The sequence below is a fragment of the Rhodococcus sp. Z13_19A genome, from assembly GCF_058133575.1.
In genome coordinates this window covers 128,735-155,143 of the sequence record NZ_JBYUNN010000004.1, presented here as the reverse complement: position 1 = coordinate 155,143, position 26,409 = coordinate 128,735, and the positions used below count along the sequence as shown (strand labels likewise).

The 26,409-nt window shown below is 67.7% G+C and carries 19 protein-coding genes and 1 tRNA gene; 7 read left to right on the top strand and 13 right to left on the bottom strand.

Annotated elements, in window-relative coordinates:
* Window positions 1-6 precede the first annotated feature (6 nt).
* The 3 genes from AC3YNX_RS15685 to AC3YNX_RS15675 form a co-directional block, all read right to left on the bottom strand.
* Window positions 7-1,680 (bottom strand): Na+/H+ antiporter, encoded by a 1,674-nt coding sequence (locus AC3YNX_RS15685; RefSeq protein WP_489996071.1) that lies wholly within the window; start codon window positions 1,678-1,680, stop codon window positions 7-9.
* A gap of 16 nt (window positions 1,681-1,696) precedes the next feature.
* Complete coding sequence (locus AC3YNX_RS15680; RefSeq protein WP_489996070.1) at window positions 1,697-2,539, bottom strand: aldo/keto reductase; 843 nt, start codon at window positions 2,537-2,539, stop codon at window positions 1,697-1,699.
* Between the two features lie 194 nt (window positions 2,540-2,733).
* The gene (locus tag AC3YNX_RS15675; RefSeq protein WP_489996069.1) at window positions 2,734-3,159 is read right to left on the bottom strand and encodes a hypothetical protein; all 426 of its coding nucleotides are present in this window, start codon (window positions 3,157-3,159) and stop codon (window positions 2,734-2,736) included.
* Between the two features lie 552 nt (window positions 3,160-3,711).
* On the opposite strand from AC3YNX_RS15675, the gene AC3YNX_RS15670 reads away from it, so the two are divergent.
* Both AC3YNX_RS15670 and AC3YNX_RS15665 read left to right on the top strand, forming a co-directional pair.
* Entirely contained in the window at window positions 3,712-4,119 is a 408-nt protein-coding gene (locus AC3YNX_RS15670; RefSeq protein ID WP_489996068.1) for a YciI family protein, read from the top strand.
* Window position 4,120: 1 nt separating this feature from the next.
* On the top strand, window positions 4,121-5,266 hold the full coding sequence (locus AC3YNX_RS15665) for an RNA polymerase sigma factor (protein WP_489996067.1): 1,146 nt from the start codon (window positions 4,121-4,123) through the stop codon (window positions 5,264-5,266).
* 3 nt (window positions 5,267-5,269) lie between these two features.
* Here AC3YNX_RS15665 and AC3YNX_RS15660 read toward each other — a convergent pair whose 3' ends face one another.
* Window positions 5,270-5,611, bottom strand: coding sequence for a DUF1801 domain-containing protein (locus tag AC3YNX_RS15660; protein ID WP_489996066.1), 342 nt, complete (start codon window positions 5,609-5,611; stop codon window positions 5,270-5,272).
* A gap of 51 nt (window positions 5,612-5,662) precedes the next feature.
* Window positions 5,663-6,436: a helix-turn-helix domain-containing protein gene (locus tag AC3YNX_RS15655; RefSeq protein WP_489996065.1), complete on the bottom strand. Its 774-nt coding sequence runs from the start codon at window positions 6,434-6,436 to the stop codon at window positions 5,663-5,665.
* A gap of 115 nt (window positions 6,437-6,551) precedes the next feature.
* Between AC3YNX_RS15655 and AC3YNX_RS15650 the strand changes: the two genes are divergently transcribed.
* The 3 genes from AC3YNX_RS15650 to AC3YNX_RS15640 are packed head-to-tail and all read left to right on the top strand — an operon-like array spanning window position 6,552 to window position 8,529.
* Window positions 6,552-6,926 carry a DUF1330 domain-containing protein gene (locus AC3YNX_RS15650; protein ID WP_489996064.1) on the top strand — a complete coding sequence of 125 codons (375 nt, stop codon included), beginning with the start codon at window positions 6,552-6,554 and terminating at the stop codon, window positions 6,924-6,926.
* Window positions 6,927-6,955: 29 nt separating this feature from the next.
* On the top strand, window positions 6,956-7,804 hold the full coding sequence (locus AC3YNX_RS15645; protein WP_489996063.1) for an SDR family NAD(P)-dependent oxidoreductase: 849 nt from the start codon (window positions 6,956-6,958) through the stop codon (window positions 7,802-7,804).
* Window positions 7,801-8,529 carry a VOC family protein gene (locus AC3YNX_RS15640; RefSeq protein WP_489996062.1) on the top strand — a complete coding sequence of 243 codons (729 nt, stop codon included), beginning with the start codon at window positions 7,801-7,803 and terminating at the stop codon, window positions 8,527-8,529. The genes AC3YNX_RS15645 and AC3YNX_RS15640 overlap by 4 nt, the downstream gene beginning before the upstream one ends.
* Window positions 8,530-8,538: 9 nt before the next feature.
* Here the strand turns inward: AC3YNX_RS15640 and AC3YNX_RS15635 are convergent, their stop codons facing one another.
* Window positions 8,539-9,498, bottom strand: a complete 960-nt coding sequence (locus tag AC3YNX_RS15635; protein ID WP_489996061.1) for a helix-turn-helix transcriptional regulator — start codon at window positions 9,496-9,498, stop codon at window positions 8,539-8,541.
* 106 nt (window positions 9,499-9,604) lie between these two features.
* Here AC3YNX_RS15635 and AC3YNX_RS15630 point away from each other — a divergent pair, with 106 nt between their 5' ends.
* Window positions 9,605-10,030, top strand: a complete 426-nt coding sequence (locus AC3YNX_RS15630) for a VOC family protein (protein WP_489996060.1) — start codon at window positions 9,605-9,607, stop codon at window positions 10,028-10,030.
* A 141-nt stretch (window positions 10,031-10,171) separates the two neighbouring features.
* On the top strand, window positions 10,172-11,083 hold the full coding sequence (locus AC3YNX_RS15625) for an alpha/beta hydrolase (RefSeq protein ID WP_489996059.1): 912 nt from the start codon (window positions 10,172-10,174) through the stop codon (window positions 11,081-11,083).
* 129 nt (window positions 11,084-11,212) lie between these two features.
* On the opposite strand, the gene AC3YNX_RS15620 is transcribed toward AC3YNX_RS15625, so the two are convergent.
* The 7 genes from AC3YNX_RS15620 to AC3YNX_RS15590 form a co-directional block, all read right to left on the bottom strand.
* Window positions 11,213-12,013 carry a hypothetical protein gene (locus AC3YNX_RS15620; RefSeq protein ID WP_489996058.1) on the bottom strand — a complete coding sequence of 267 codons (801 nt, stop codon included), beginning with the start codon at window positions 12,011-12,013 and terminating at the stop codon, window positions 11,213-11,215.
* 273 nt (window positions 12,014-12,286) lie between these two features.
* A complete protein-coding gene (locus AC3YNX_RS15615) occupies window positions 12,287-15,643 on the bottom strand; it encodes a DUF499 family protein (RefSeq protein ID WP_489996282.1) in 3,357 nt (1,118 codons plus the stop codon).
* A gap of 2 nt (window positions 15,644-15,645) precedes the next feature.
* Complete coding sequence (locus AC3YNX_RS15610) at window positions 15,646-16,599, bottom strand: PGN_0703 family putative restriction endonuclease (RefSeq protein WP_489996057.1); 954 nt, start codon at window positions 16,597-16,599, stop codon at window positions 15,646-15,648.
* A complete protein-coding gene (locus AC3YNX_RS15605; protein WP_489996056.1) occupies window positions 16,596-19,355 on the bottom strand; it encodes a DUF1156 domain-containing protein in 2,760 nt (919 codons plus the stop codon). The genes AC3YNX_RS15610 and AC3YNX_RS15605 overlap by 4 nt, the downstream gene beginning before the upstream one ends.
* Before the next feature lie 133 nt (window positions 19,356-19,488).
* Window positions 19,489-22,899: a helicase-related protein gene (locus AC3YNX_RS15600; protein ID WP_489996055.1), complete on the bottom strand. Its 3,411-nt coding sequence runs from the start codon at window positions 22,897-22,899 to the stop codon at window positions 19,489-19,491.
* Window positions 22,900-23,035: 136 nt separating this feature from the next.
* Window positions 23,036-23,112 (bottom strand) — tRNA-Met (locus AC3YNX_RS15595).
* 116 nt (window positions 23,113-23,228) lie between these two features.
* Window positions 23,229-26,252, bottom strand: coding sequence for a UPF0182 family protein (locus AC3YNX_RS15590; RefSeq protein WP_489996054.1), 3,024 nt, complete (start codon window positions 26,250-26,252; stop codon window positions 23,229-23,231).
* Between the last annotated feature and the right edge of the window lie 157 nt (window positions 26,253-26,409).

Below are 26,409 nucleotides of genomic sequence, written 5' to 3'. Positions count from 1 at the left end.
CAACCGCTAGTCGGGAGGGTCGACACCGGCCAGGCGCAGCTCCTCGATGTCGAGCCGCGCCTGCACCCGGCGCGCCACGGTGTCGTCGATGACGCCGTCGCGGCGCAGCTGGTTCAGCACCTCCCGCTTGCGCTCCATCAGCGCGAGCCGCAGCCGCGTGTACTCCTCGTTGTGGGTGCGTGGCGCGTCGCGGGCGACGGCGAGCGCGGCCACGGCGTCGGCACTGTTGGGCGACTCCTGGGCGGACGCCTCGAACACCTCGCTGTCGCGGTCCGCCTGCTCCGCGGGCACCGGAGTCGTGGCGTCGACCAGGCGCAGGTGCTCCTCGTAGTCGCGGATCAGTCGCACCCGCACCTCCTCGCTGGTGCCGTGCTCGTCGGCCAGGGCGGGCAGGGCGGCCACGGCGGTGGTGGTGATCGCGTGCTCGGCCAGCCGCAGCTCGGCAGCATGGGTGGCATCCTCCGGCAGGTGGGCCCACCGCACCACCGCGGGCAGCGCGGGACCCTGCACCAGCAGCGTGAGGAGCACGACCCCGGCCGCGACCAGGGTGATCTCGTCGCGGGCCGGCAGCGGTTGCCCGTTGTCCAAGGTCGCGGGCACCGACAGCGCCAGGGCGAGCGAGACCGCTCCGCGGAACCCGGCGACCGCGCTCACCACCCGGGCACGGTGGGTCATCCGCCGCGCGCGCTGGGAGGGCCGGCGGTCGAGCAGCCGGATCAGCAGGACAGTGGAGGTCTGGAAGAGGAAGCGGACGAGGATCAGCCCCAGCCAGACGGCGACCATGGTGACCAGCAGCCGCGCCACGTCGCCCGCCTCCAGCTGGTGGGCCACGGCCTGCACCTCCAGGCCGATGAGCACGAAGAGCGCGCCGTTGAGCACGTAGGACCCCAGCGGCCACGCCGCCTCGGTCTGCCGACGTGAGGCCGCCGTGGTGATGCGACCCGAGTTGAACGCCAGGATGAGCCCTGCGACGACCACGGCCAGCACCCCGGAGGCCTCGATCAGCTCGGCCAGCAGGTAGGCGACGAACGGGACGAGCAGCAGCGTGAGGTTGATGGCCCGTGCCTCGCGCAGCGGCCGCATTAGCAGGTAGGCCAGGCCGGCGACCGCGGCGCCCACGGTGATGCCGCCGAGGTAGGAGAGCAGCACCCGGGCAGTGATGTCCAGCGGTGAGTAGCGCCCACCCACCGCCACCCCCACGGCGAGGGCGAAGACCACCAGGGCGGTGCCGTCGTTGGTGAGGCTCTCGGCCTTGAGCAGCATGAAGTTGCGGTGCGGCAGGGTGCGTCCCAGCCCGGCCACGGCGGTGGCGTCAGGCGGGGCGACCGCGGCGCCGAGGATGAGCGCGGCGGGCCACGGCATGCCCAGCGCGTGGGCGATACCGGCCACCGCGAACGCCGTGGCCACCACCAGCACGGTGCTGAGGAGGACGATGCCGCGCAGGTCCCGCCTGATCGAGCGCAGCGACGTCGTCAGGCTCTCCCAGAACAGGATCGCGGGCAGGAACAGCAGCAGCACCGTCTCCGGTGGGAGCTCGATCTGCCGCAGCCGCGGGACGAAGCCGAGCAGCAGCCCGAGGATCACCAGGAACAGCGGCGTGGCCAGGCGCAGCCGCGGGGCCAGCACCGCCCCGGCGAGCAACGCGGCGCCGAGCACCACGGTCACCTCGAGGCCGGACACGTCAGCGCCGCTCGGGTCAGCTGCGGCCGCCGCCGATGCGGCTGACCCACTCGGGGTCGCGGTGGTCGAAGAACGCCGAGACGCCCTTGTCCAGGGTGGCCACCTGGTCCATCTGCTCCGGGCTCAGCTCGAAGCCGAACACGTCGAAGTTCTCCACCATCCGCTCGCGCCGCACCGACTTGGGAATGACCACCACCTCGCGCTGGATGAGCCACCGCAGCACCACCTGGGCCACCGACTTGCCGGTGGCGGAGGCGATCTCGGTGAGGGTGGGGTCGGTGAAGAGGTGGTTGCGGCCCTCGGCGAAGGGTCCCCACGACTCCATCTGCACCCCGTTGGACTCCATCAGCTCCTGGTCGGGGTTGCGCTGGAAGAAGGGGTGCGTCTCGATCTGGTTGACCGCCGGCGGGATCTCGTTGTGGTTGATCAGGTCGACCAGGCGGTCGGGGTAGAAGTTGGAGACGCCGATGGCCCGGATGGCACCGTCGGCGTGCAGCCGCTCCATCGCCCGCCAGGAGCTGTAGTAGTCGCCGTAGGGCTGGTGGATGAGGTAGAGGTCGAGGTAGTCCAGGCCGAGCTTGGTCCGGGACTCCTCGAACAGCTGCGTGGCGTAGTCCTGCCCCTTGTCCTGCACCCACATCTTGGTGGTGACGAACAGCTGGTCGCGGGGCACGCCGCTCGTGGCGATGGCGCGTCCCACGGCCTCCTCGTTGCCGTAGGCCGCGGCCGTGTCGATGTGGCGGTAGCCGACGTCCAGCGCCGTGGCCACGACCTCCTCGGTGTCCTCGGGCGGGACCTGGTAGACGCCGAAGCCGAGGATCGGCATCTCGACACCGTCGTTCAGGATCACGGTCTCCATGGGTGGACCTCTCTGCTGGCGGGGCGTCCCTCCATGGTGGCTGGGCGACGGCCGGCCGACCACTTGCGTGCGCCGCTAGGCCGGCCAGCACACACTATGAAAGCGACCAACGGCAACCTGTGGTTACCTCGGTCGAAACAGCCCTGCCAGCGCTAGGTCAAGCTGGCCGCAGCCAAGACAACAGATATGGGGCCTCAGCCGACATATTCCCGGGTAAGGGCAGCTCGCTGCTCTGACCATGCAGGCGGCAATGCCTTTTCCATAGCGTCTAAGTCCCCGTTTTTGTCCAGGTGGCACGGTGCGAGCGCAAGCAACGATCCCACGAAACCTGCGTAGGTCATGCCGGAATCGGCCAGTCTCGGCAGGTAGTACGCAGACGCCACTCGTCCCACCTGCTTGTGCGACCAGCCGTTGTAGAGCCTCGCGACAAAGGCCTTCAGCAGTTCCCGCTGTTCAGCCGTTCGCGTGTCCGCGAGCTGCTCTCCGGTTGCCAGGTTTATCGCGCCCGTTGCCATCGCCCAACCGTCCAACGGCAGTACCGGCTGCTCAGTCGCAACGATGCTGCAACCAACAGCCACTCGCATCGCGGTGGCAAGCGACCGAATATCGGCATGGTGCACGTAAGTGGCCCCGTGACCAACTGGCGAGCGGTAGGTGGCGACGGTCCCCCTTCTGGCAAGCATTGCGACGGGTCCGTCACCATTTACGTAGGAGGCCCCTTTCGTATCTGCTTGCACAACCACCGGGCTGCCTTCACTCTCCGTCCGGCGGGTCAACCATCGCGCGGCCAAATCATCCCGCTGGTGGAGCCAGTTCCTGTCGCCATCCAGCCACGGCGCCCACGCGGCCGCCTTCGGCGAAGTCGGTAATCCCATGTTGTTCGCTACCAATCTTCTCTAGTTCGTCACCTGGCAAGCCGAGAAACTAGCGAAGCGCACCGACATTGGGCCGGTACATCGGCAGCCAGCGACTAAACGAGCGGATAAACCAACGGGGTCACCCGCGCGCTGGCGACGGTGCTGGGTGGCGCACCTTCCGCTGCGACGGTCGCTGGCCGACCGACTGCATGCCCGGTCGTCCCGCGGCTGGGCCATCATGTCGAGAACGGGGGCACGGCTCCGTCCTTGCACTGAACGCGACCACCAGGGTCGCGCCGCACCAAGGAGAAGACGATGGCCAAGTACCTGCTGCTGAAGCACTACCGCGGCGGCCCGACGCCGCTGTACGACCTGCCGATGGACCAGTGGAGCGAGGAGGAGATCTCCGCCCACATGCAGTACATGAGCGACTTCGCCGCGCGGCTGGAGGGCACCGGTGAGTACGTCGACGGCCAGGCGCTGGCCCCCGAGGGCACGTTCGTCCGCTACGACGGGGAGGGCCGAACACCGGTCACCGATGGCCCGTTCGCGGAGACCAAGGATCTCATCGCTGGCTGGATGGTGCTGGACGTGGACAGCTACGACCGTGCCCTCGAGCTGGCCGGTGAGCTCTCCGCCGCGCCGGGGCCTGGCGGCAAGCCGCTGCACGAGTGGCTCGAGGTCCGCCCGTTCCTCTCTCCCCCGCCCATGGTGACGGAGTGAGATGGACACCCTCCTGCTGCGGACGCTCACGCCGCAGGTGATCGGGGTCCTCGTCCGCCGCGGAGCCGACTTCGCGGCGGCCGAGGACGCCGTGCAGGACTCGCTGCTCGAGGCGGTGAGCGCCTGGGACACCGCGGCGCCCCGCGACCCCAAGGGCTGGCTGGTCACCGTCGCGTGGCGCAAGTTCCTCGACGCCGCGCGCTCGGAAACCTCCCGTCGCCAACGCGAACAGCTGGTGCAGCACCAGCCCGCACCCGAGCCGGGCGCAGCCACCGACGACACCCTGCAGCTGTACTTCCTCTGCGCCCACCCCTCGCTGAGCCCGGCATCCGCGGTCGCACTGACGCTGCGCGCGGTGGGCGGGCTCACCACCCGTCAGATCGCCCAGGCCTACCTGGTGCCGGAGGCCACCATGGCGCAGCGGATCAGCCGGGCCAAGCGCAGCGTCTCGGGCGTCCAGTTCGACCAGCCCGGCGACGTGGCCACCGTGCTGCGGGTGCTGTACCTGGTGTTCAACGAGGGCTACTCCGGCGACGTCGACCTCTCGGCCGAGGCCATCCGCCTCACTCGCCAGCTGGCGGCCACGGTCGACCACCCCGAGGTCGCCGGACTGCTGGCGCTGATGCTGCTGCACCACGCACGTCGCCCCGCCCGCGCGCGTCCCGACGGTGCCCTGGTGCCGCTGGCCGAGCAGGACCGCAGCCAGTGGGACACCCGGCTGATCACCGAGGGCGTCGCAATTCTCCAGACCGCGCTGCGGCGCGATCGGCTGGGCGAGTTTCAGGCCCAGGCCGCCATCGCCGCCCTGCACGCCGATGTCCCCACCGCCGCGGAGACCGACTGGGTGCAGATCGTCGAGTGGTACAACGAGCTGGTGCGCCTCACCGACAACCCGGTGGTCCGGCTGAACCGGGCGGTCGCCGTGGGTGAGGCCGACGGGCCCCGTGCCGGGCTGGCAGTTCTGGCTGAGCTGGACCCGGCGCTGCCGCGCTACACCGCCGTCGCCGCCCACCTGAACGAGCGCGACGGCGACACGGCCGCCGCGGCCAGGCTCTATGCGGACGCCGCCAGCCAGGCCAGCAACGTCGCCGAGCGCGACCACCTCACCCGGCAGGCCGCCCGCCTCAACGCTCAGCGGCGCCGCTGAGCCTCACGCCTGGTTGTGCGCCACCGCCTCGCGGACCAGCGTGACAAAGGCGCCCTCGTCCAGCGGGTCGCTCTCGCGGAGGTCGATGGCCCGGCGCGTGCCCGCGTCCAGGGAGGCGTTGAACAGCCCAACCGGGTCGTCCAGCGCGGCGCCCTGGGCGAAGGTCAGCTTCACCTTGTCCTTGTAGGTCTCCACCGTGCAGACCAGGCCGTCGCAGGAGAACGTGGGCACGCCGTCAGGGTTCGACGGTTTGCGCCACTTGGCCTCCTCGGCCATGCCGGGCTCGGCCGACAGGATCAGGGAACGCACCTTGTCGACGGTCTCACCGCGCCAGTCCTCGCTCATCGCCCGGAAGATACTCGCGATGCCGCAGGTCAGGCTAGGGGTTTCCGTGCGTCAGCCGAACGCATGCCGGGTGGCGACGTCGGCGGGCAGGAACGTCTCCAGGTGCAGCCCCTCCAGGGTGGCGTCGGTAGCGGTGTCCAGCTGCGCCGAGGTGCTGAAGAACCGCAGCACCCCGGCGTCGGTCTGCAGCTCAAGGGTGAGCACCGGCCCGGTGCTCACCGGCACCTTGGGCACACCGTCCACATAGGACTCGATCTCCGCGACCAGCGCGAGGTGCCGCGGGTCGTGGGTGTGCTGGGCGCGGTGGCTGACCTGCTGGTGCAGGTGCGCCGCCCACTGGTCGAGGTTGCGGATCCGCGGCGCCAAGCCCCCGGGGTGCAGGCACAGTCGCACCACGTTCAGCGGCGGCTCGAGCAGCGCCGGGTCGCAGCCCACCAGCAGCTGATCCACGGCGGCGTTGGCGTCCACCACGTCCCAGCCGGTGTCCAGCAGCAGCGCCGGGTACGGCAGGTGCGCGTCCAGCAGGTGCCGCAGGCCCTCCATCACCACCGCGACACTCGCGTCGTCCAGCGGGTGGTCGTGGAAGCACGGCGCGTACCCCGCGGCAAGCAGCAGCCGGTTGCGCTCGCGCAGCGGGACCTCCAGGTGCTCGGCCAGGTGCAGCACCATCTCCGACGTCGGCCGTGCCCGGCCGGTCTCCACCCGGCTCAGGTGGCGGGTGCTCACCCGCGAGCGGTCGGACAGCTCCTGCTGGCTGTACCGGCGCCGCTCTCGCCAGGTGCGCAGCAGCCCACCCACCTCGACGCCGTCCCCGACCACGGTCATGCGACTCAGCCTAGGACCGCCGGGCCGCCCTCCCATGACCTCGGAGGTCATGGCGCCTGCGCACCGACGCGCCCACGATCGATGGCGTCCGCACGTCCGATCGAGAGGAACGATCATGACCAACACCGTCCACCCCCAGCCCGCCACCGACACCCCGCGCGGCTACGCCGTGGCCTTCCTGGAGGACGTCCGCTTTGGGCCGGAGATCCAGCGCTACCTGGAGACCATCGAGGCAACGCTGCAGCCGTTCGGCGGTGAGTGGCTGGTGCACGGCAGCCCACCGGAGATCCTGGAGGGCAGCTGGACGGGCGCCCTGGTGGTCATCGGCTTCCCGTCGCTGGCCGCGGCCCGGGCCTGGTACCACTCACCGGCCTACCAGGAGATCCTCGCCCTGCGGACCACCAACTCCGTCTCCCGCGCCCTGGTGGTGGAGGGGGTGCCGGCGGGCTACCGCGCCACCGACACCCTGGCCAAGCTGCTCGCGGGGTGAGCAGCCGCCCCGCGGCCTACGGTGGCGCCATGACGTCTCGACAGGTCTGGCTGGTCACCGGCGCGAGCCGCGGCCTCGGCCGGGCGCTGACCACCGCGGCGCTGGAGGCCGGGCACTGCGTGGTGGCCACCGTCCGCGGCGAGCACTCGCTGCCGACGCACGAACGCCTGCTGGTGCACCGTCTCGACGTCCGCGACCGCGACGGGGCGCACGCCGCGGTGGACCACACCCTGGAGCGCTTCGACCGCCTCGACGTGCTGGTGAACAACGCCGGCCACGGGCTGGTCGGCGCGGTGGAGGAGGTGTCCGAGAGCGACGCCCGGCAGGTCATCGACACCAACCTGCTGGGCGCCCGCTGGCTCACCCAGGCCGCGCTGCCGGTGATGCGCGAGCAGGGCAGCGGCCACGTCGTGCAGATCTCCACCGTCGGCGCGGTCGGCACCATGCCCACCCTCGGGCTGTACAACGCGGCGAAGTGGGGGCTGGAGGGCTTCAGCGAGGCCCTGGCCGGGGAGGTGCGCCGGTTCGGCATCCGCGTGACCATCGCCGAGCTCGGCGGGATCGACACTGAGTGGGCGACCGGGAGCATGCGCTTCGCCCAGCCGGAGCCCGCCTACGACGAGCTGCGCACCGAGCTGTTCGGCACGCCGGAGGTCCCGTGGCCCGCCACCGGTGGCACCGGTGGTGGCACCGCCCCTGAGGACGCCGCAGCCGCGATCCTGCGCCACGTCGCCGACCCGGCCGACGAGCGGCTGCGGCTGCTGGTCGGCGACGACGCGCCCGGACAGGTGGCGGCCGCACTGCAGCTGCGCCACGACGACTATCAGCGCGACGCGCGGTTCCGCACCGCCCAGGCGCAGGCGGAGCGTCCGGCATGAGCTGCCAGCTGATCTCCCTCTGCGTCGACGCCCACGACCCGCCGGCTCTTGCGCAGTTCTGGGCCGGCGTCCTGGGCTGGGACCTGGTGCAGGACCCCCAGAACGGCACCGTGCTCCTGCCCAGTGACGACACCGGCTTCCGAATCGACGTCATCCCCACCCGGGAGCCGAAGGTCGGCCAGAACCACCTGCACCTCGACCTCACCAGCACCTCCCTGGCGGACCAGCGGCGCACCGTGGCTCGGGCGCTGGAGCTGGGCGCGCGCCACCTCGACCTCGGTCAGCGCCCGGAGGAGGGCCACGTGGTGCTCGCCGACCCGGAGGGCAACGAGTTCTGCGTCATCGGGCCCGGCAACAGCTTCCTCGCCGACTGCGGGTTCGTCGGGGCACTCGCCGGTGACGGCTCGCAGGCCTGCGGCTACTTCTGGAGCGCGGCGCTGGGCTGGCCGCTGGTGTGGGACCAGGACCAGGATACCGCCATCCGCTCACCGCACGGCGGCCCCAAGCTCACCTGGGGCGGTCCCCCGCTGCTGCCCAAGACCGGCAAGCACCGCCTCCACCTCGACCTCGCGCCCTCGGCTGGCGGCGACCAGCAGACCGAGGTCGACCGCCTGCTCTCCCTCGGCGCCACCCGGGTGGACATCGGCCAGGGCGACATCAGCTGGGTGGTGCTGGCCGACCCCGACGGCCACGAGTTCTGCGTGCACCCCCCGACCGTGGCGTGACGTGGTCCGTCACTGCGCCGCGGCTCGGCTGAACCGCTCGGCGGTGCGCTGCAGCTCGACGCGCAGCTCGGGCGGACCGACCACCTCGAAGTCAGCCTCGTAGCGCGCGAGCAGGGCCACGACGCCGGCCCACGACCACGAGCCCACCACCAGCCGGCAGCGGTCGGGGCCGAGGTCCTCCACCGTGCCGTCCTGGGCGAACGGCACCACCGCGGCGGCGGGCAGGGCCAGGACCACCTCCCCCTGGCACGGCCACTCCTCCCCCGTGCTCGCCCCGCGCAGCGTGCCGGTGAGGTAGGCGTCGACGCTGACGCCGCCGGGCAGCTCGCGCGGGGTGAACCGGGGCCCGTTGGGGGTGCGCAGGGTGAGGCGGTCGACGCGGAACACCCGCCAGTCGGCGCGGTCGAGGTCCCAGCCCACTAGGTACCAGCGCCCGGCCCGGGTGACCACGTGGTGCGGCTCCACGCGCCGAGCCAGACCCGATTTTGAGCTGCCGCCGGCGTAGTCGAACCGGACCACCTCGTGCTCGCGCACCGCCGCGGCCAGCGCCACCAGCACCTGCGGATCCGACTGGGCACTAAGCCGATCCACCGCTGACACCTGCAGGGCGTCAATGCGGTGGCGCAGCCGCGAGGGCATCACCTGGCGCACCGTGGCCAGTGCCCGTGCGGCGTCCTCGCCGATGCCGGCGCCCGAGCTGGCGGCGGTGCGCAGGGCCACGGCCAGCGCCACCGCCTGTCCGTCGTCGAACAGCAGCGGCGGAAGCTCGGCGCCGGCCTGCAGCCGGTAGCCGCCGTCCGGGCCCTTCACCGCCCCGATGGGGTAGCCGAGGTCGCGCAGCCGTTCCACGTCGCGGCGCACCGTCCGCTCGCTGACGTCGAGCCGCTCGGCCAGCAGCTGTCCCGGCCAGTCCCGGCGGGTCTGCAGCAGGGACAGCAGAGACAGCAACCGCGCCGACGTCGTCGCCATGAACGTGAGGATGCCACGAGTACAGGACACAACCTGTCCGCTATTGGGAGCAGCGTGGGCAGTGCAGGCCAGCAGGCCCGCAACCACCGCTCACCCAGGAGTCGACATGAGCATCAGCACCGTCACCCACCTCAACCTTCGCGGCGACGCCCGAGCGGCGCTGGAGCTCTACCAGTCGGTGTTCGGCGGCGACCTGGTCGCCATCACCTACGCCGACGCGCACAACGTGCCGAACCCCGACGAGGCCGACCAGCTCATGTGGGGCCAGGTCACCTCCGCCGACGGCTTCCAGGTGATGGCCTACGACGTGCCGTCGTCGGTGCCGTGGAGCCAGGGCGAGGCTCCGTTCTTCGTCTCCGTCCGCGGCAGCGACGCCGAGGAGATCACCACCTACTGGAAGAAGCTGGCCGAGCACGCCACCGTGGTGGTGCCGCTCGCGCCGGCCGGGTGGGCCCCGCTCTACGGGATGCTCACCGACAAGTTCGGCATCACCTGGGTGCTCGACGTGGCAGCCTCCTACGACGGCGCCTGAGCTCGGCGACGGGAGCCGCTGGTGCCGCGCTGGCGCCAGCGGCTCGGGCCGGTATTGAACCGTGTTCAAGAAGCGGGGTAGGTTGCTGGCCAACCGCTTCGAGCCTGGTCGCCGCCAGGACCTGCACGCTGAGGAGCCACCATGCACGCCCCCACCTCCCGCACGGAATCGTTCACCTCGGCGGGGCTGCAGTGCGCAGCCGATGTCTGGCTGCCCGCCGGTGAGGGCCCCGCCCCCGCGATCGTGATGGCCCACGGCTTCGGCAGCCCCCGCAAGCTGCGCCTGCCTGCCTACGCCGAGCGCCTCGCCGCGGCCGGCTACGTGGTGGTGGTGTTCGACTACCGATACTTCGGCGACAGCGACGGTGAGCCCCGCCAGCTGCTGGACATCAAGGCCCAGCTCGACGACTGGCGGGCCGCGCTGCTCTTCGCCCGCGGCCTGGACCGGGTGGACCCGGCCCGGATCGTGGCCTGGGGGACGTCCTTCGCCGGTGGCCACGTGCTCACCATCGCCGCCTCCGGCGAGCCACTCGCCGCGGTGATCGCCCAGGTGCCCCACGTGAGCGGACCGGCCGCCGTCCGCTCCACCGGGTTGCGGCAGGCCGCGCGGCTCCTGCCGACGGCGGTCCTCGACCAGCTCGGCGCCCTCCTTGGCAGGGCACCCCACTACCTCGAGTCGGTCGGCACCCCGGGCGAGCGCGCCGTGATGACCTCCCCGGACGCGGCCCCGGCCCTCGAGCGACTGACCGCCGCGTCCGGGCTCGTCGAGGGCGACTACCCCCAGACGGTGGTGGCCCGAGTGTTGACGATGCTGCCCTTCTACTCCCCCGGCCGGCGCGCGGGCGCGATCACCTGCCCCGTCCTGTTCCAGCTGGCGACGGAGGACGCGATCACCCCCACCGGCGTCGCGCTGCGCGCCGCGCGGCGGATTCCCCACGCCACCATCCGCAGCTACCCGGGCGGGCACTTCGACCCCTACGTGCCGCCCCTGTTCGAGTCCGTCATCGCCGACCAGCTCGCGTTCCTCGCCGAGGCGGTCCCCGTCACTGCCTGACCTGGGTTCGACGTGGCGGCCCAGTACTGAACTGGCCCAGTGCTGAAGCCCCTCAGTGGTCAGGGGACGCGGGCGGCTGTCATACCGCACGCTCGGCGGGCCACGCCGTCGTGCAGGGAGCGCCCCCGGCTAGCTCGCGTTGGCGACGGCGACGAGAGCCCAGTTGACCGCCGCGTACAGCCGCTTGGTCACCTGGGCTAGCTGTGCGGCCTGGGCGTCATCGTCGAGCCAGATGTCGTTCCACGACCCCATGCCGCCGAAGACCCACCCCTGCACCGCGGCGGCGAGCAGCCGCCGCTGCTCCGGCGTGAGCCACCCGTCCGGGGCAAGGTCGGGGTGGTAGGCGATCTCCGGGTGGGCTAACTCCCCGGCGGCGATCGCCCGGGCGAACCAGTCGGCCCAGCTCTGCAGGTCGTTGGCGGCGGCGAAGGACCGAGCGGCCTCCAGCGTGGCCAGCAGCGCCTGCGTGGCCGCGGGCACCGAGGGAGCGGCCGGCTCGAACGTCGCGGGCAGCTCCGACGCGCTCAGGCTCACCCGCCAGATCGCACCCCGGGCGTCCTTGGTGCCGTCGGTGGCCCAGTGCCCCGACCAGAGCACCCGCGACTTCCCGCTTGCGATCAGGCTTCGCGGCGCTCCGTTGGCGAACGCGGCCGCGAGGTACGGCGCCAGCTGGCCCGCGTTCGCGGGCGGGACGAAGAGCGACAGGCGCTGCACCCCCGCGCGCTGCTGGGCGGCGAGCCACCCGCCCGTGCCCTCGAACACCCGCTCAGGCCGGAACAGCCCTTGCTTGGGCTGGACGAAGGTGAGCGACTGAACGTAGCGAAGGGTAGAACTGTCGCGCTCCAGCGACGGCGGCGGCCCCGAGGGATCCGCGAGCCACGCATTGCCATGTAGGACAACAGCAATCAGCGCAGCCAGCTCCCCATTCATGGATCGGGACTCTAGCCACGTGGCCGCGGCGGTGGCACCGAAACGCCGCCCAGAGTGGGCCAAGTGATCCCAACCAGTTCGCCATCACCTACGCCGAGGCGCGCGACGTGCAAAAATCCGACGACGCCGCCCAGCTCATGTGGGGCCAGGCGGCCGCCCCCGACGGCTCCCAGGTGATAATCCACGACGTGCCCGTCCCCTGCCGCGCCAGCAAAAAGACACCGTTCCTAGTCTCCATCCGCGGCAGCGACGCCAGGAGATCACCACGCAAACTCAGCTTTCTTCGAACCCTGACTGGTCGAAGCGTAGAGTAAGAGCGTTCTCCGAGACGGCCCGGACTGTCTGTTCGTTGAAGCCAGTCGAATCTGTAGCTTCGATTTCAATGCGTACTACGAGATCGGTGTTGGCATTTTCCCGTAGTTGCGCAAGAACCTCGTCTGCGATGTTCTTGAAGTCCAACGCAATCTTCTCGGTATTGAGGGTTTTCACGCCGTAGAACCGTGTGGTTACCTTCGGGAAAGCTACGTCTACCGCCGGAGGAAATGGAGGCAGCGGGGCGTTTGCGTCCTCGTCTGATCCGCCGGCATCTCCCTGCCGAATGGCACGTTCCGCATCTCGCTGCTTGGCTGCGACATCAGGGCGAACGAGCAAGAGTGAATCCGCCCTGGCCGGAGGGGCACCGCTCGGATCGTCAGGAGTCCAGAGTCCGATGTAGCGGCCTGCCGCCTCGTCGTATCCGACCGCGAGTGCAAACGCGTCCGTTTGCCAGATCAACGGCAGATCTAGGATTCCCGCGTCGAGTACAGACCGGTCGCGAAGCCGTGGCATGTAAGGGTATTGCGAGTACAAGCCCCACAGCGAGCCCAACGAAACGTGGCCCTCCTTCCAAATCTGCGGGACCTTGCCAATCGCGAGGCGAATCGTCGCCGCGGCCTGCCGGGTCGACAAGTCGCCGTCGTTGCCGAGACGTCGCGAAACCCGCTCGGCGAGCGAGTCGGACTGCCCCTCGACCTTGGTCTCCTTGATCAGGAACGGTGCCCCTGGGTCCGGCTGAGCGGGAACCAGAGCCCACGTGAAGCTCTGCAGCAGACGCGCAGTGACCGTCTGGTCGGCCTGGGTCGCTCGCTGCAAAGCCTGGTTCTTCTGATTATGGGTGAGGTCGAGGTCGGCCTCATTCGTGAGGACATGCTGCCAGCCGAGGTAATCGCGGGTAGCGTTGTCGAGCTCTTCAAGACGGGCCTCGTCCGGGGCGAGGTAGATGATGGCGTTGCGGTGCGTCCTGTTCGAGCTTCCGCGATGCTCGGTCGCCTTGTGGGAGAATTCCTTGGCGTCCGATTCGGCGCCACGCTTGTGCGCCACCTTCGGGTGAAGGATGACAAGGCGCGCCTCATCGGTGTCGGGGATGTCCGCACTCGACTCGGGACAGACGTGAACGCCTGCGAAGTCACCGCGCTTGCGGCCCTGGTCTTGCAGGCGTCTGACGATCTCGGCCCAGACGTCTTCCTTGTGGAGTCGCTCGGCTTGATCCTTCGCGGTGCGGGTGATGTTGGGCTGGACGTCGTACCAATACTTGCCCGAACCGGAGTAGAAGTAGGTCGCACGGTCTCCGAGCTGTGTCAGCGCGGAGTGGAAGTTTCCGGGGACATCGCCTGGTATGGCGGTGCCGAGGAACACCCGCTGAGTGCCGATGCCCTTGTGGACCGATCCGGGAGCGATCGTTGGGGCCGCACCGAAGAAAACCGTGCGGGCGAGGCGTTTGGTCAGAGCCCGCTGACCGAAGAGCGGCTTCTCCTTGTCAATGCGCGCCGGTTCTGAGTTCGGGCCGTCAACATCGGCGTCGATGATCGCCTTCCAAGAGTCCTGGAGGTACTGAGTCAGCTCAGAATTCACATTGGACGTGGCCAGCGGGATGGAGCCCGGCATGATCATGGGTGAGGCGTCCTCACCGGTCCACAACGCATGGATGACGGTGCTCATGAGACGCAGGACGCCGCGGGTGCGCTGGAAGCGCTCAAGGGACGACCACTCCTCGTAGAGAGTGTCGAACAGCTCGGGGTGAACTGGATAGGTCGCCTTGATCCGGTCCTCGTACGCCGAGCCACGGGCCTCTCCGGGAAAGTCGTCGGTGTACTTCCGGTACATCTCAACGTACGACTTGGCGGTTGCGCCGATTGCTGCGAGTGAGGCTGCGTCGGGCTCCTTGAAGAGGCGCTGTTTGACGATGCGATACGCCTCGTCGGACGAGGCTGGGCGCCACTGGTCGGCGACGCGGCGGACAACGTTCTGCAGGCGCTTGAGCGCTTCGAGTCCGTTCTGACCGCCGACTTCCTCAGCGTTGCCGACGGCAATCTTGTCGCTCGCGTCTCCTGTCTCCGATGCCGGGATCGATATCGCAAGCAGGACACCCTTGGTGCCCTTAACAGCCTCGGTGAGCGACTGAGCGAAGGTGAACTGGTCGTCGAACGTGCCACCGGCAAGGTCGTCGCGACCAACCAGAGAACGGGCGTACGCCACCCACTCGTCGATGAGGATGACGGCGGGCGCGTACTTGGCGAGCAGCTCGTGGAGGGCATCGCCAGGGTGAGTGCGATCCCGGTCGGCCTTCGCCACGACCGCGTACGCCTCGGAACCGCCGAGCTGCCACGCGAGTTCGCCCCAGATGGTGTTGATCTGGGTGCCGTCGCCCTTCGTCACGCCGGACGGGCTGAAGTGGTTGCCGACGATGGCGACCCGGTTGACCTTGGTAGCCGAGTAGCCGTTCGCGCTCAGCAGTTCCTGGGTCTCCTGGGGAAAGTTGGCAACCGGAAGACCCGCGGCAACATGCCACAGCGAGAGCATCGAGTGGGTCTTGCCGCCACCGAAGTTGGTCTGCAAGTTGATGACCGGCGAGACGTTGTCGTCACCCGCGAGGCGGCGGACGGCGCGGCCGATGAGGTCACGAAGGCCCTCGGTCAGATAGGTGCGGCGGAAGAACTCGACCGGGTCGGCGTAGTCGGCATCAACCTCGCCGCCGGTCGCCACCTTGTAGAGGTCGGCGGCGAACTCCGAGGCGTGGAAATTGCCAGTGGCGACGTCGTCATGGGGCTGGAGCACCTCGCGCCACGGGCGCAGGCCTGCGGCCTCGGGGTTGTCGACGGCTGCCTTGAGGACCTTCTTGTCGTCCTTGTCGGCTGTCACGCGGCGTAGGTTCAACCGAATGGCGCGGACCGCTTCGGCTTCCTTGGCCGCGCCAATCAGCTTCAGGAGTCGCTCCCCGGTGTCGAGGGCGCGGTAGGCGTCGTCGTCGGTGAAGGTGCCGTTGTGCGCCCACTGGTTTCGCACCTCGCGGAGTTCGCGGGCAAACGTCTCGCCCGCGCGTCCGATGGCCTGATTGAACGGGTACCAGCCCGGCTTGAACGCCGCGGTGATATTGCCCTCGGTCAGGATCCTGAACTGCACCTGCGGATCCAGGGCGTCATACGACTTCGTCGACGCAGCCCCGCTCTTGCTGTCCTTGGCCTGCACGAGATTCGTCCAAACCGCACCGAGCGAGGGATCTCCCTGGCCAACGACCGTTGCGATGAAGTCATCTAGTGCCGGCGCCAGCACCTGGAACATGCGGTCAATGCGGTCGCGATTGCTCAATGCCATTTTCAAACGCTCCTTCGGGAAGGACTGGGACCTGATTCTTCGAATGCCTGCCATGCGGGCTCGCTCCACGCCAGATCGACATAGCGCCGGTTGAGCTCCTGGCTCATCGAGGCTTCGAGGGCTCGCGTAGATCGAGCAGCCGATAAGTAATCGTCCCAAGTGCGAAGAACTAGCGCTTCGGAGGCAAGGTGACCGGCATACTCAGAAACGCACCTACGGCCGGCGTCATCCTCGGGATGTATCAAGACCAGAAGGACCGCGTGCCTATCTGCCTTCTCGTCGTGTTCCTGGACTGACTGCGCCAGCGCGTGGCAGCGCGTCAACTGCCTGGTGCGATTGTCGTTCACGGCCGCTGCGAGATCAGTCCACAGGGCGCTCCTGCCCGCGAGAGCCACGTACTTGTCACCACCTGTTGCCGCTGTTCTACGAGTTGAGAAACGGTCGGCAAGCTTGGTCTCCAACGCGACGACCTGCAGTGAGCCGTCGCGCATGCGAAAGCGCAGAAGCATGTCGAGAAGTGTTTTGTCGCCGAGCCCGTATTGAGTGCCCTGAGCAGCGAACTCAAATACAGAAGTCTCCAACAGCTGCAAGTCGCTCCGGTTCAACAACCGGTTGAACAACTTGGCACACACCTCTGGGCGCGCAACCGCCTGAGCAAGCATGTTGAATGTAAGCGTCTGACTGGACGTGAGGTATTTCGTGCAACGGATCGGGTCTACACCCCAGCCCTGCTGACGGCGATCGAGATACCGGTCAATCGCGTCTTGCCCGACGAAGTTCAAATGCCTTTCTGCCGCCGCGTCTGGCAACACTGAGGCGCACGGCTGACCCGACACGGCGAGAGTTCCGTAGGCCGAGACGCCTAGCACCTCGGTGCGGTACCACGCTTGGTGGAGCCGAACTCGCCGCATGAATCGCGAGTCAGAAGGCGGCATCGGTCCGAGCCCCACGGTCACTCGTCCTCATCGAACTCGAAGGAGCCCTGCGAGCTTGCGGAGCCGCTCGTGACGGTTCTGGCCACGTCCATAATTTCGGGCCAAGAGGTGACCAGGCTGTTGAAGCTCAAGGCGTCTTTCGTCCACCCGTTGCTCTCCGCAATACGGAATAGCAGGTGCGCGAGCTCCTTGACAAGGTCAGGGTCCACCGCGCCGTCACGCCTGCTCAGCGCAGCACGCAGAAAGTCACCCGCAGGACGGATGCCATCGCGCTCCATGACCCTGATCAGGTGATGGAGCGCCTCCCAGTTGCTCGTATGTGCGTCAGCGACAACGTCGTATTCCCAGCTGAGCGACGCCGGCTTGATCAGTTGCACGGTCCCCGCTCTTGACGTCAGGATGCTGTCTCGATCCATCAGGTCGACACTCGTGTTGCGCGCGCGGGCGAGATTGTCTGCGTCGCCGAACTTCCCCGTCCCGTACCCGTGCTGGCGGTACCAAGCGATGGCGAAGCGGCTCGCGGCATCGAAGTCTCCCTCCTGCTCGTTCAACACTTGGTCGAGGATCTCGTTGATTCGGGAGAGGGCCGATCGAACGGTCATCTTGCGACCGTCCGGTTCCAGTACCGCTGAGTATCGACTGAAGACCGCCATCCCCGGGCCAATGGCCGCCTGCGGTAGGTCAACCGGTGCGATTTGGCCCTGTTGCAGGCGACGAAGCGCGTCGGGCAACTCGGCTTCGAGTGCAGCAATGAAGCCGCGGCGATCCGTAGTGGATGCGCCCTCCCGCCTGGGCCGAAGGGAAAGAACGATAGATGAGGCCAGCGCGTTGTTTCCGCTAGCGATCATCCGGTTGCCCATCTCGGATCGATTGGGCCACGTGGAGGTGATTTCCCAGCCAGCGCGGATCATCCCCTCAAGCAAGGTCTCCCAGCCGGAGGACGCTTCACCGCTCTCGTCTGCGTCGCTCTGCTTGAACGCGTACCAGACCGTGATGGGGTACTCACCGCTGGCGGCTTCGCGAGCACGTGCGAAGACCTTCCGGAAGCCATCCTCGAAGAATGACTTCGCACCGCCCTTTCCATCGTGCCTATAAGGATTCGCAACCAGTTCCTCAGCCTTGGGGACGAGCAACGTGGCGAGTAAGTCCGGGTGCACATCACGCAGTGTCCGACGCAGCCACACATAGAAGTAGTCCGACAGATCGGAATACCCGATGTTGTCGTAGTACGGCGGATCGGTGGAGATCACATAGTTGCCGTAGGAACGAGTCGATGCGTCTGCCTGCTCAACTCTGCCAGGCGCCGCCGGCACAAGGGCTGCAACCACACCGGCTACCCACGATAATTGGCTCGCGACGCTGCCTGACAACCCCGACAGCAGGTTCGACTCGACGTAATCCCACACCATCGGGATGGCCTGCCGAGCGAAAACATTGCGGGCCGTGTCCCGTCCGGAGTGCCAACTGCAGATGGCCGACGAGTAGTCGGTATTCCGGCTGATGGCCAGCCCCAGGTACGTCGCCACCGCGTCGGCGTATTCTGACGAACCGCCGTCACTCATGACCTTCTTGCGGGTCTCGCCGACAAGGTCACTGAACGTCGTCAAGCCGACCAACTGACGGTTGGTGAATAGATCGGCCCAACTGGTCATTCCGTAGTTCGGAGTCTTGAAGTCTCGGGGATTGTTGGGAAGGTCCCCGGCGGGAACGTCGTCGGGTCGCTCCATCGAGGCTGCCGCGATGTGCTCCTCCGTAGGACCCAAGTAGAGGCGTTGGCGGTTCCCCTCAGCGACGATGGCCATCAGCTCGGCGCCCATCCGACGCGCACGCCCCTCGGCGCGTATGTAATTCAGCGGGACGGCTGTCCCACACGCCACGCAACGCCCGCCCGTTCGACCCACCGTGCCATCCGTTACATCCGTGGGCGCCTGGGTCAGAGCGTGGCCAACATCAAACTTGACCCTGATCCCGGATGGTCGAGCCGGGTCACCCACAACAGTGGGGACGATGAAGGCCTCTTTGCCCTTCTTCTTGCTCAGCCACCATGACCTCGCGAGCGGCATGTCGATTCCGCAAGCGGGGTTAGGGCAGGCGACCGTCCGTGCCCACACCCAGGCGATCACTGTTGCCGTTCCTCCACCTGGAAGGGATGCCTTCGGGTACATCTCGCCGAGCCGGTCCCGCGCCACGTCGCACATCCACGCGCCATACGCGCGGATGTCCGCCGCGAGGCCCGCGGCGCCACCCCACTCTGTGATCTGCGTGTCCGCTACGCCCGGGAAGGTCGGTGGCCGGTCGCGGAACTTGGGCGGGATCTCAATTAGTGCCTTGTTGATGAGCGCAGCGACGGGGTTAAGGTCCGACGCCAACGTCTCAAGACCGAGGCGCTGAGCCTCAAGCGGAATCGTTCCGCCGCCAGCGAATGGGTCAAGGATCGCGGGAGGCGCACCACCACTCGATTTCAGAATCTCCTTGTGCGCTTCAGCGAGCAATTTGACGTCGCGGACGTTTTCCCACGCGACCAATCGTTCGATCATGGCGTGCAGTCGCTCACGCTCCCTGCGCTGCAGCTCCTCGGTGGGGAACTCATCAGGGAGGGAGGACGGGTCATCGACCAACTGCGCAAACAGCACTGCGCGAGCGGCCGCCAATGGACGCCGGGCCCACCAAAGGTGCAGGGTCGAGGGGTGGCCGTGCCGGATCGACTTCTCCCGAGCAGATTCTCGGTTAATCGCCTCCAGCGGCAAAGCCACTTCGATCAGCTTGCGCTTGTGCACTAGTTCCTCGACCCTCCGTGCCCGAGATGACGGGCGAACCTCGCCGCTGAAGCGACGCGTGACATATTCATGAAACTTGCCGGTCGCCCGACGCTTTGGGTGGACCGCGAGCAATTGGTGGGGACCCCGTGCATCAAAACGGCGACGTGCCCTTCGTCCAGGTCTTTGCCCAGTGGCCACGGACGCCGGTGGCCTCGAAGTCGCCCAGGTCTGTCGTCGCGAACGGGTCGTCGAGGTACCTGACCTCGTCGTGCTGGCTGCCTCGCGGATCGACCTTCACGAGTGCAAGCCGGTACCTCGGAACGGCGTTCTTCCCGGTCATCACCTCGTTGTGGGTGACGAAGAAGTCCTCAGCGCCACCGATTCGGGCTTTGACCTCGATCCGGAAGGTGTCCCCTGTGGGGTCGGTAGACAGGATGTCGAAGCCGGGATTGTTAAAGGCCTGCTCGACAGGCATCCGACCGAGCTCCCGCTCCCGAGCCATCACGAGGTCGACGCCGCGGCGTTCGACCTCCTTCGTTTCCTTGGCGTGGATCGGCGCGGTAGTCGGGATTTCGCCTTCGAGCATCCCGATGGGCAGCACCAAGGCGGCGGTCACGATGTGCGGCGGCTTCGTCGACATGAGCTGCTGCTGGTCGAGCAACGTGAGGCGCTTGCGCAGGCGCGCGTCCAGTTCGACCGCCTTGCGGTTGAGGCTGTCGGAAGACTCCTTGGCCTTCTCACCTTTCCGCTCCTTCTCCGACGCGATCGCAGCGTCCAGCAGGAGCCGCTCGCTCTCTGCGCTGAGCCGCTTCGTGACAAGGTCGCGGACCTTCTCAAGCTCCGCCAGCCGCCGCGGCTGGACCTCCGCGAGGTATTCAGGAAGTCGATTGGCGATGATCCAGCTCATCGCCTTGTCCTCGGCGTCGCCGAGCCAGGCCAGGCCGCGGGCGGCGTCCACGATGGGGCCCGCGGGCGCGGCTACGCAGTCGAGGTACGGCGCCGGGCCGGCGGGACTGACAGTGCCGAAGTGGTCGACGTAGGCGTAACCAAATCGTCGCGCGACTGAGTCCCCAGTGGCGTCGGCGACCTCTTCGACAACTCCGACCAGCAACTGGGGCTCCTCGAGGGTTGACGAGACGAGGACGGTGCCGTGGTTGAGGGCGCCGCCGAAGTTGCGGATCGCTTCTCCCATGACGGCGTCGTGGAGCGGGTGGCCCGGTGCGAGGAGGTCCGCGCGACTCAGGTCACCTGGCTGGACGTGGGCCAGATCGAAGGTGACTCGGTCGTACTTGGTGGCGATTGGTCCGGTGCCCGCGGAGCGGATGTGCTGCGGAACGTTCGCGATCTCGTAGCGGCTCTGCTCGCGCTTGACGATGCGACCGCCCAGCTTGGTGAACGCGGCCTTGAACGCGAGCTCGATGTAGTGGGGTTGGAGTCGGCGTGCTCGCGCCTCGTCCATGGCGGCGCGCAGTGCGTGGAGGTCAGCGTCGGCGAGGTGCTCGGAGGCGAGGGCACGCTCATCGAGCAGGTCTTTGAGTCCGTCCCCAACGGAGGCGTCGATGACCTCATGCATCTTCGCCTTCACGTCATCACGCTCGCCATACTGGATCGCCTCGAGCAACAGGTTGCGCAGCGGAACGTCGGTGAAGGCTTCCCCCAGGACGTCGAAGACCTTGCCTCCGTAGGTCTCGCGCATCTGGTCGAGCTTCTCCAGGAGTCGGGTGAACACCTCCCCCTCGCGAGTATTGGAGGCCACTAGATTCCAGAGGCGGCAGACCTCCTCCTGGCCGATGCGGTGGACGCGGCCGAAACGCTGCTCGATGCGGTTGGGGTTCCATGGGAGGTCGTAGTTGACCATCAGGTGGGCGGCCTGGAGGTTGAGACCTTCACCGGCGGCGTCGGTGGCCAGCAGGAACTGGCACTCGCGGTTCTTGGTGAACTCCTCAGTGATCTGGCGGCGCTCTGCTCGACGTACGCCACCGTGGATCGCACGGACGGCGTCGGGCTTGCCGATGAGTGAGCCGATCTTGCCCTGGAGGTAATCGAGGGTGTCGCGGTGCTCGGTGAAGATAATGAACTTCCGCGGCCAACCGTTCTTGTCCGTGACGAGCGCGCTGTCCTGGAGGATGTCCGACAGCTCAGACCACTTGCGGTCGGTGCCGGCTTCGCGGACGAGTCGCGCGGTGTTGATGAGGTCCGCCAGCTCGAGGAGTTCGGCGTTGAGCTCCTCGACCGTCTGAGCGGCCGTCGCCGCATCCATCACGTCTTCCTCAAGCTGCTCCAACTCTTCTGCGTTGAACTCGTCCTCGTCGATGTCACTGATGTCGAACGTGGGCTCAGTCTCACTGTAGGTCCCGTTCTGGATCTCGAGTTTCTTGCGCTCGAGGCGCTCGGAACGTCGAACAAGGCTTTTGTAGATCGCCTCGGGGCTGGAGGCGAGCCGGCGCTGGAGGACGGTGAGCGCGAAGCCGACGGTGTTCTTGCGCCTGCCGCCGATTCGATCGGCGCGGTTCATCCCCTCGCGGACGTAGTGGGTGACGTCCTCGTACAGGTCATATTCGAGCGCGGTCAACTCATACGGGACGGTCTGGGCGACGCGCTCGGGGAAGAGCTTCTTGCCCTCGAAGGTCAGGAGGTCCTCCTTGACCATGCGGCGCATGATGCCACTGACGTCTGCGCTCTTCTTCTGCTTGCCCTCGAACCGGTCGCGGTCCAGGAGAGTGAGGAACAGCTGAAAGTCCTCCTCCTTGCCAGAGTGAGGCGTGGCTGTCATGAGAAGGAGGTGCCGCGTGATCTGGCCGAGCATTTCACCGAGCAGGAAGCGCTTCGTCTTGAGTAGCTTGCCGCCGAAGTAGTGCGCGCCCATGCGGTGCGCTTCATCGACGATGATCAGGTCCCACTCGGTCTCCTTGAGCTGGGCCTGGAGCTGCTCGTTACGAGAGAGCTGGTCCATGCGCGCGATAAGGAGCGGGTTGGTCTCGAAGACGTTGAAGTTGGCCTGGGCGTCGATGAGCTGGTTGGTGAGCAGGTCGAATCGGAGGCCGAACTTGAAAAAGAGCTCGTCCTGCCACTGTTCGACCAGACCACCGGGAGCGATGATGAGGCACTGCTTCACGTCGTCGCGGAGCAACAGCTCCTTGATGTAGAGGCCGGCCATGATGGTCTTGCCGGCACCGGGGTCGTCCGCAAGGAGGAAGCGGAGAGGCGTGCGCGGAAGAAGCTCGCCGTACACGGCGCGGATCTGGTGCGGCAGCGGCTGCACGTCACTCGTAGCGACCGCAAGCATCGGGTCGAACAGGCCCGCCAGCGAGATCCGCTGCGCCTCGGCAACCAACTTGAAGTCAGACGCCGACGCGTCCAAGGGACGGCCTCCCGACTGCGCGACGCAAAGCCTTGCCTCGTCCGCGCGGAAGACAACTTGCTGTCCGAGCAGGCCAGCGCTCGACTTGTAGGTGACTTCAAACGCATCAGTACCATGCCGCTCAACGGCAAGGATGGTGAGCACTTCTGACGGGACAAGCCCCTCGATACGCAGGCCTTGCTTGAGCTCCTCAAGCAACACGTTGATCCTCCAGTTCGACAGCCCCGCAAGGCTAGTCGACGGTTCGCGCTAAGAGGTGATGAGTGGAAGCACTCCACCGAGGCGAACCGTTCAAAGCGAAGATCCCCTCAAGAATTGCTTGAGGGGATCTTCACGGTGGTAGCGGGGGCAGGATTTGAACCTGCGACCTCTGGGTTATGAGCCCAGCGAGCTACCGAGCTGCTCCACCCCGCGTCGCTGTCAGCGTGTTGATTCGTTCCTTGCCGACAAGAGGAACACTACCGGGCTGCCGGGTGCGGGTGCAAATCCCGCACCCGGCAAACCAGTATGTCTTGCGTCACTCTCTGTAGTTAGCCGCCGGGCTGGGGTGCCGGAGCGGGCGCCGACGTGGCCGGTGCGCTCGCGCCGTTGCCGGACGACGTGCCGTTGCCGCTGGTCCCGCTCCCGGTGGCCGCCTGGCCGTTGGCCTGCTGGTACGCCTTCACGGCTGCGTCCAGCTTGGTCAGCGCCTGGCCGAACTGCCCGAAGTCGCCGCTGGACTGCGCCGTCTTCAGCTCGGCCAGCGCGTTGTTCAGATTGGTCACCGCCTGCTCCACGCTCTGCCCCGAGGGCGCAGGTGTCGCAGTCGAGGGTGCCTGCGTGGACGGCACGGTGGCCGTACCCCCTGGCGTCGGGTTGGCCGGCGCCGTGGTGCCCGAGCCAGCCCCGGCCCCGAACACCTGGTCCAGCGCCTCCGACAGCGTCGAGGCATAGCCCACCTGCCCGTTGTAGCTGACCAGCACGCGGGCCAGCTGCGGGAAGGACGAGCTCTGCGCCGAGCGCTCGATGTAGAGCGGCTCCACGTACAGCAAGCCACCCTGACCCACCGGCAGCGTCAACAGGTTGCCGTACTCGATCTTGGTGGACTGCTGCCCCAGCAGGTTGCGCTCCTTGGACACCGACGGCGCCGAGAGCATCGAGTTCTGCACCTGCTGCGGACCCTGCGTCTGGGTGTCCGTGGGCAGCTTGAGCACGGTGATCTGCCCGTAAGTGTCCGGGTCAGAGCTGGCCGTCATGTACGCGGACAGGAACTCCCGCTTCAGCCCCACCAGCGCACTGGTCAGCTGGAACGAGGACTTGCCGGTCTGCGGATCAGCCGCCTGCACGTAGTACGGCGGCTGCGGCGCCTTGCCGTTGTTGTTGTCCACCGTCGGGTCGTCCGGAACCGACCAGAAGCCGTTGTTCTGGAAGAACTCCTTGGGGTCGCTCACGTTGTAGCGGGTGAGCAGGTCGCGCTGCACCTTGAACAGGTCCTCCGGGTAGCGGAAGTGCGAGCGCAGCTCGTCGGAGACCTCGCTGGCCGGCTTGACCACGCCCGGGAACACCCCCTGCCACGCCTTGAGCACGGGGTCCTTGTCGTCGTTGGCGTACAGCGTCACCGTGCCGTCGTAGGCGTCCACGGTGGCCTTCACTGAGTTGCGGATGTAGGACACCTGCTTGTCCGGCGCCTGCCGCACGCCCGGCGAGGCCGCCAGGCTGTCCGCCGTCGCCGCCTCCAGGGAGGTGCGCTGGGCGTAGGGCAGGGAGTCCAGCGTGGTGAAGCCGTCCACGATCCACTGGATGCGCCCGTCCACCACCGCCGGGTAGGTCTCGCTGTTGGTGGTCAGCCACGGCGCCACAGCGTGCACGCGGTCGCGGGGGTCGCGGTTGAAGATGATCTTGGACTCGTCGGTGACGGCGCTGGAGAACAGGATGTTGCGCTCGCCGTACTTGGCGGCGAAGGCCAGCCGGTTCACCCAGCTGCCGATGTCCACCCCGCCCTTGCCGTCGTAGGTGAAGCTGGAGGAGTCGGTGTCGTACTCCCGCGGCGCCGCACCCTCGACGTCACCGACGATGGCGTAGTCAGGGTTGGACTTGCCGATCAGCTCGCCGTAGTAGATGCGCGGCTGGTCCACCGGGATGGTCTGCGACTTGGAGTTGAGGTCGCTCACCGAGTACACCGGGTAGCCCCCGGTGCCGGTGCCGGCGTCGGTCAGCGCGGCGTTGACCTTGTTGGCCTGCGCGGCCACGAAGCCGTTGCCGTGGGTGTAGACGGTGTGCTTGTTCACCCAGTTGACCTGGTTGCCGGTCAGCGCGTTGGGCGCCAGCTCCCGGGCGGCGACGATGTAGTCGCGCAGCTCGCCGTCGGTCTCGTAGCGGTCCACCGACAGCGTGTCCGGGAAGCCGTAGAAGTTCTTCAGCTGCTGCTGCTGGGTGAAGGTGCGGGAGAGCACCGTCGGGTCGAGCAGCCGCACGTTGGAGATGGTGGCGGTGTCGGTGGCCACGTCCGACGGCGCCACCGTGGCCGTGCCCGGGTAGTCGACGTAGTTCACCTGCTCGTCGGTGATGCCGTAGGCGGCCCGGGTGGAGTCGATGTTGCGCTGGATCGACTGCGCCTCCCGGTCGGGGCCGTTGGGGTTGACCGAGAACTGCTGCAAGATGGCCGGCCACGCCGCGCCCACCAGGATGGAGGAGAACACCAGCAGCGCGGTGGCCAGCGCCGGCACCCGCAGGTCGCGCAGCACCACGCCGGCGAAGAACGCCGCGGCACAGATCACCGCGATGCACAGCAGGATCAGCTTGGCCGGCAGCACCGCGTGCAGGTCGGTGTAGGAGGCACCGGTGAACTGCGGGTTGCGGTCGCTGGAGAGCAGCTCGTAGCGGTCGAAGAAGTAGGCGACGGCCTTGACCAGCACGAAGGTGCCGGCCAGCACCGCCAGCTGCACCCGGGCCGCCGTGGTCAGCCGCCCACCCCGGCCGGCCAGGCGCAGCCCGCCGAACAGGTAGTGGGTGACCAGGCTGGCCAGGAAGGCGAGCACCACCGCGACGAAGACCCAGTCGATGAGGAAGCGGTAGAAGGGCAGGTCAAAGGCGTAGAAGCCGAGGTCGAGCCCGAACTGCGGGTCGGTCTGGCCGAAGCTGGTGCCGTTGAGGAACAGCTGCACCAGCGCCCAGTCGGACTGCCCCACGGCACCGGCGATGACGCCGACCACCACGGGAATGCCGATGCCGAACAGCTTCAGCCGGCTCATCACCGCGGTGCGGTAGCGGGCGATCGGGTCGTCCGGCCCGGACACCGGCACGAACACCGGCCGGGTGCGGTAGGCCAGGTACAGCGCCCCGAACGTCACCGCGCCGATGAACAACCCGACGACGAGGAAGAGCACCAGCTTGGTGATGAGGACCTTGGTGAACACCCCACGGAAACCGAGGGCACCGAACCACTCCCAGTCGATGTAGGTGTTGAGGAAGCGGGAGCCACCGAAGACGAGCACCAGCAGCACGACGCCGGCGGCCAACAGCCACCGACTCCTTCTCGACAATCCGGACATACCAGTGGGTGGGCGCACGGCCACGAAGCCACACTCCAAGCAGTCGCACGGCGCTGGGCGCCGCTGGGTGGTGTCACCGGTCTGACAATTCGGTGATATCGCGCAGTCTACTGACGATGCTGCGTCTCAGCCGCCCGCTTCGCCCTCAGCGCAAGCCCCTGGGCTGCACAGTGCCCGATTT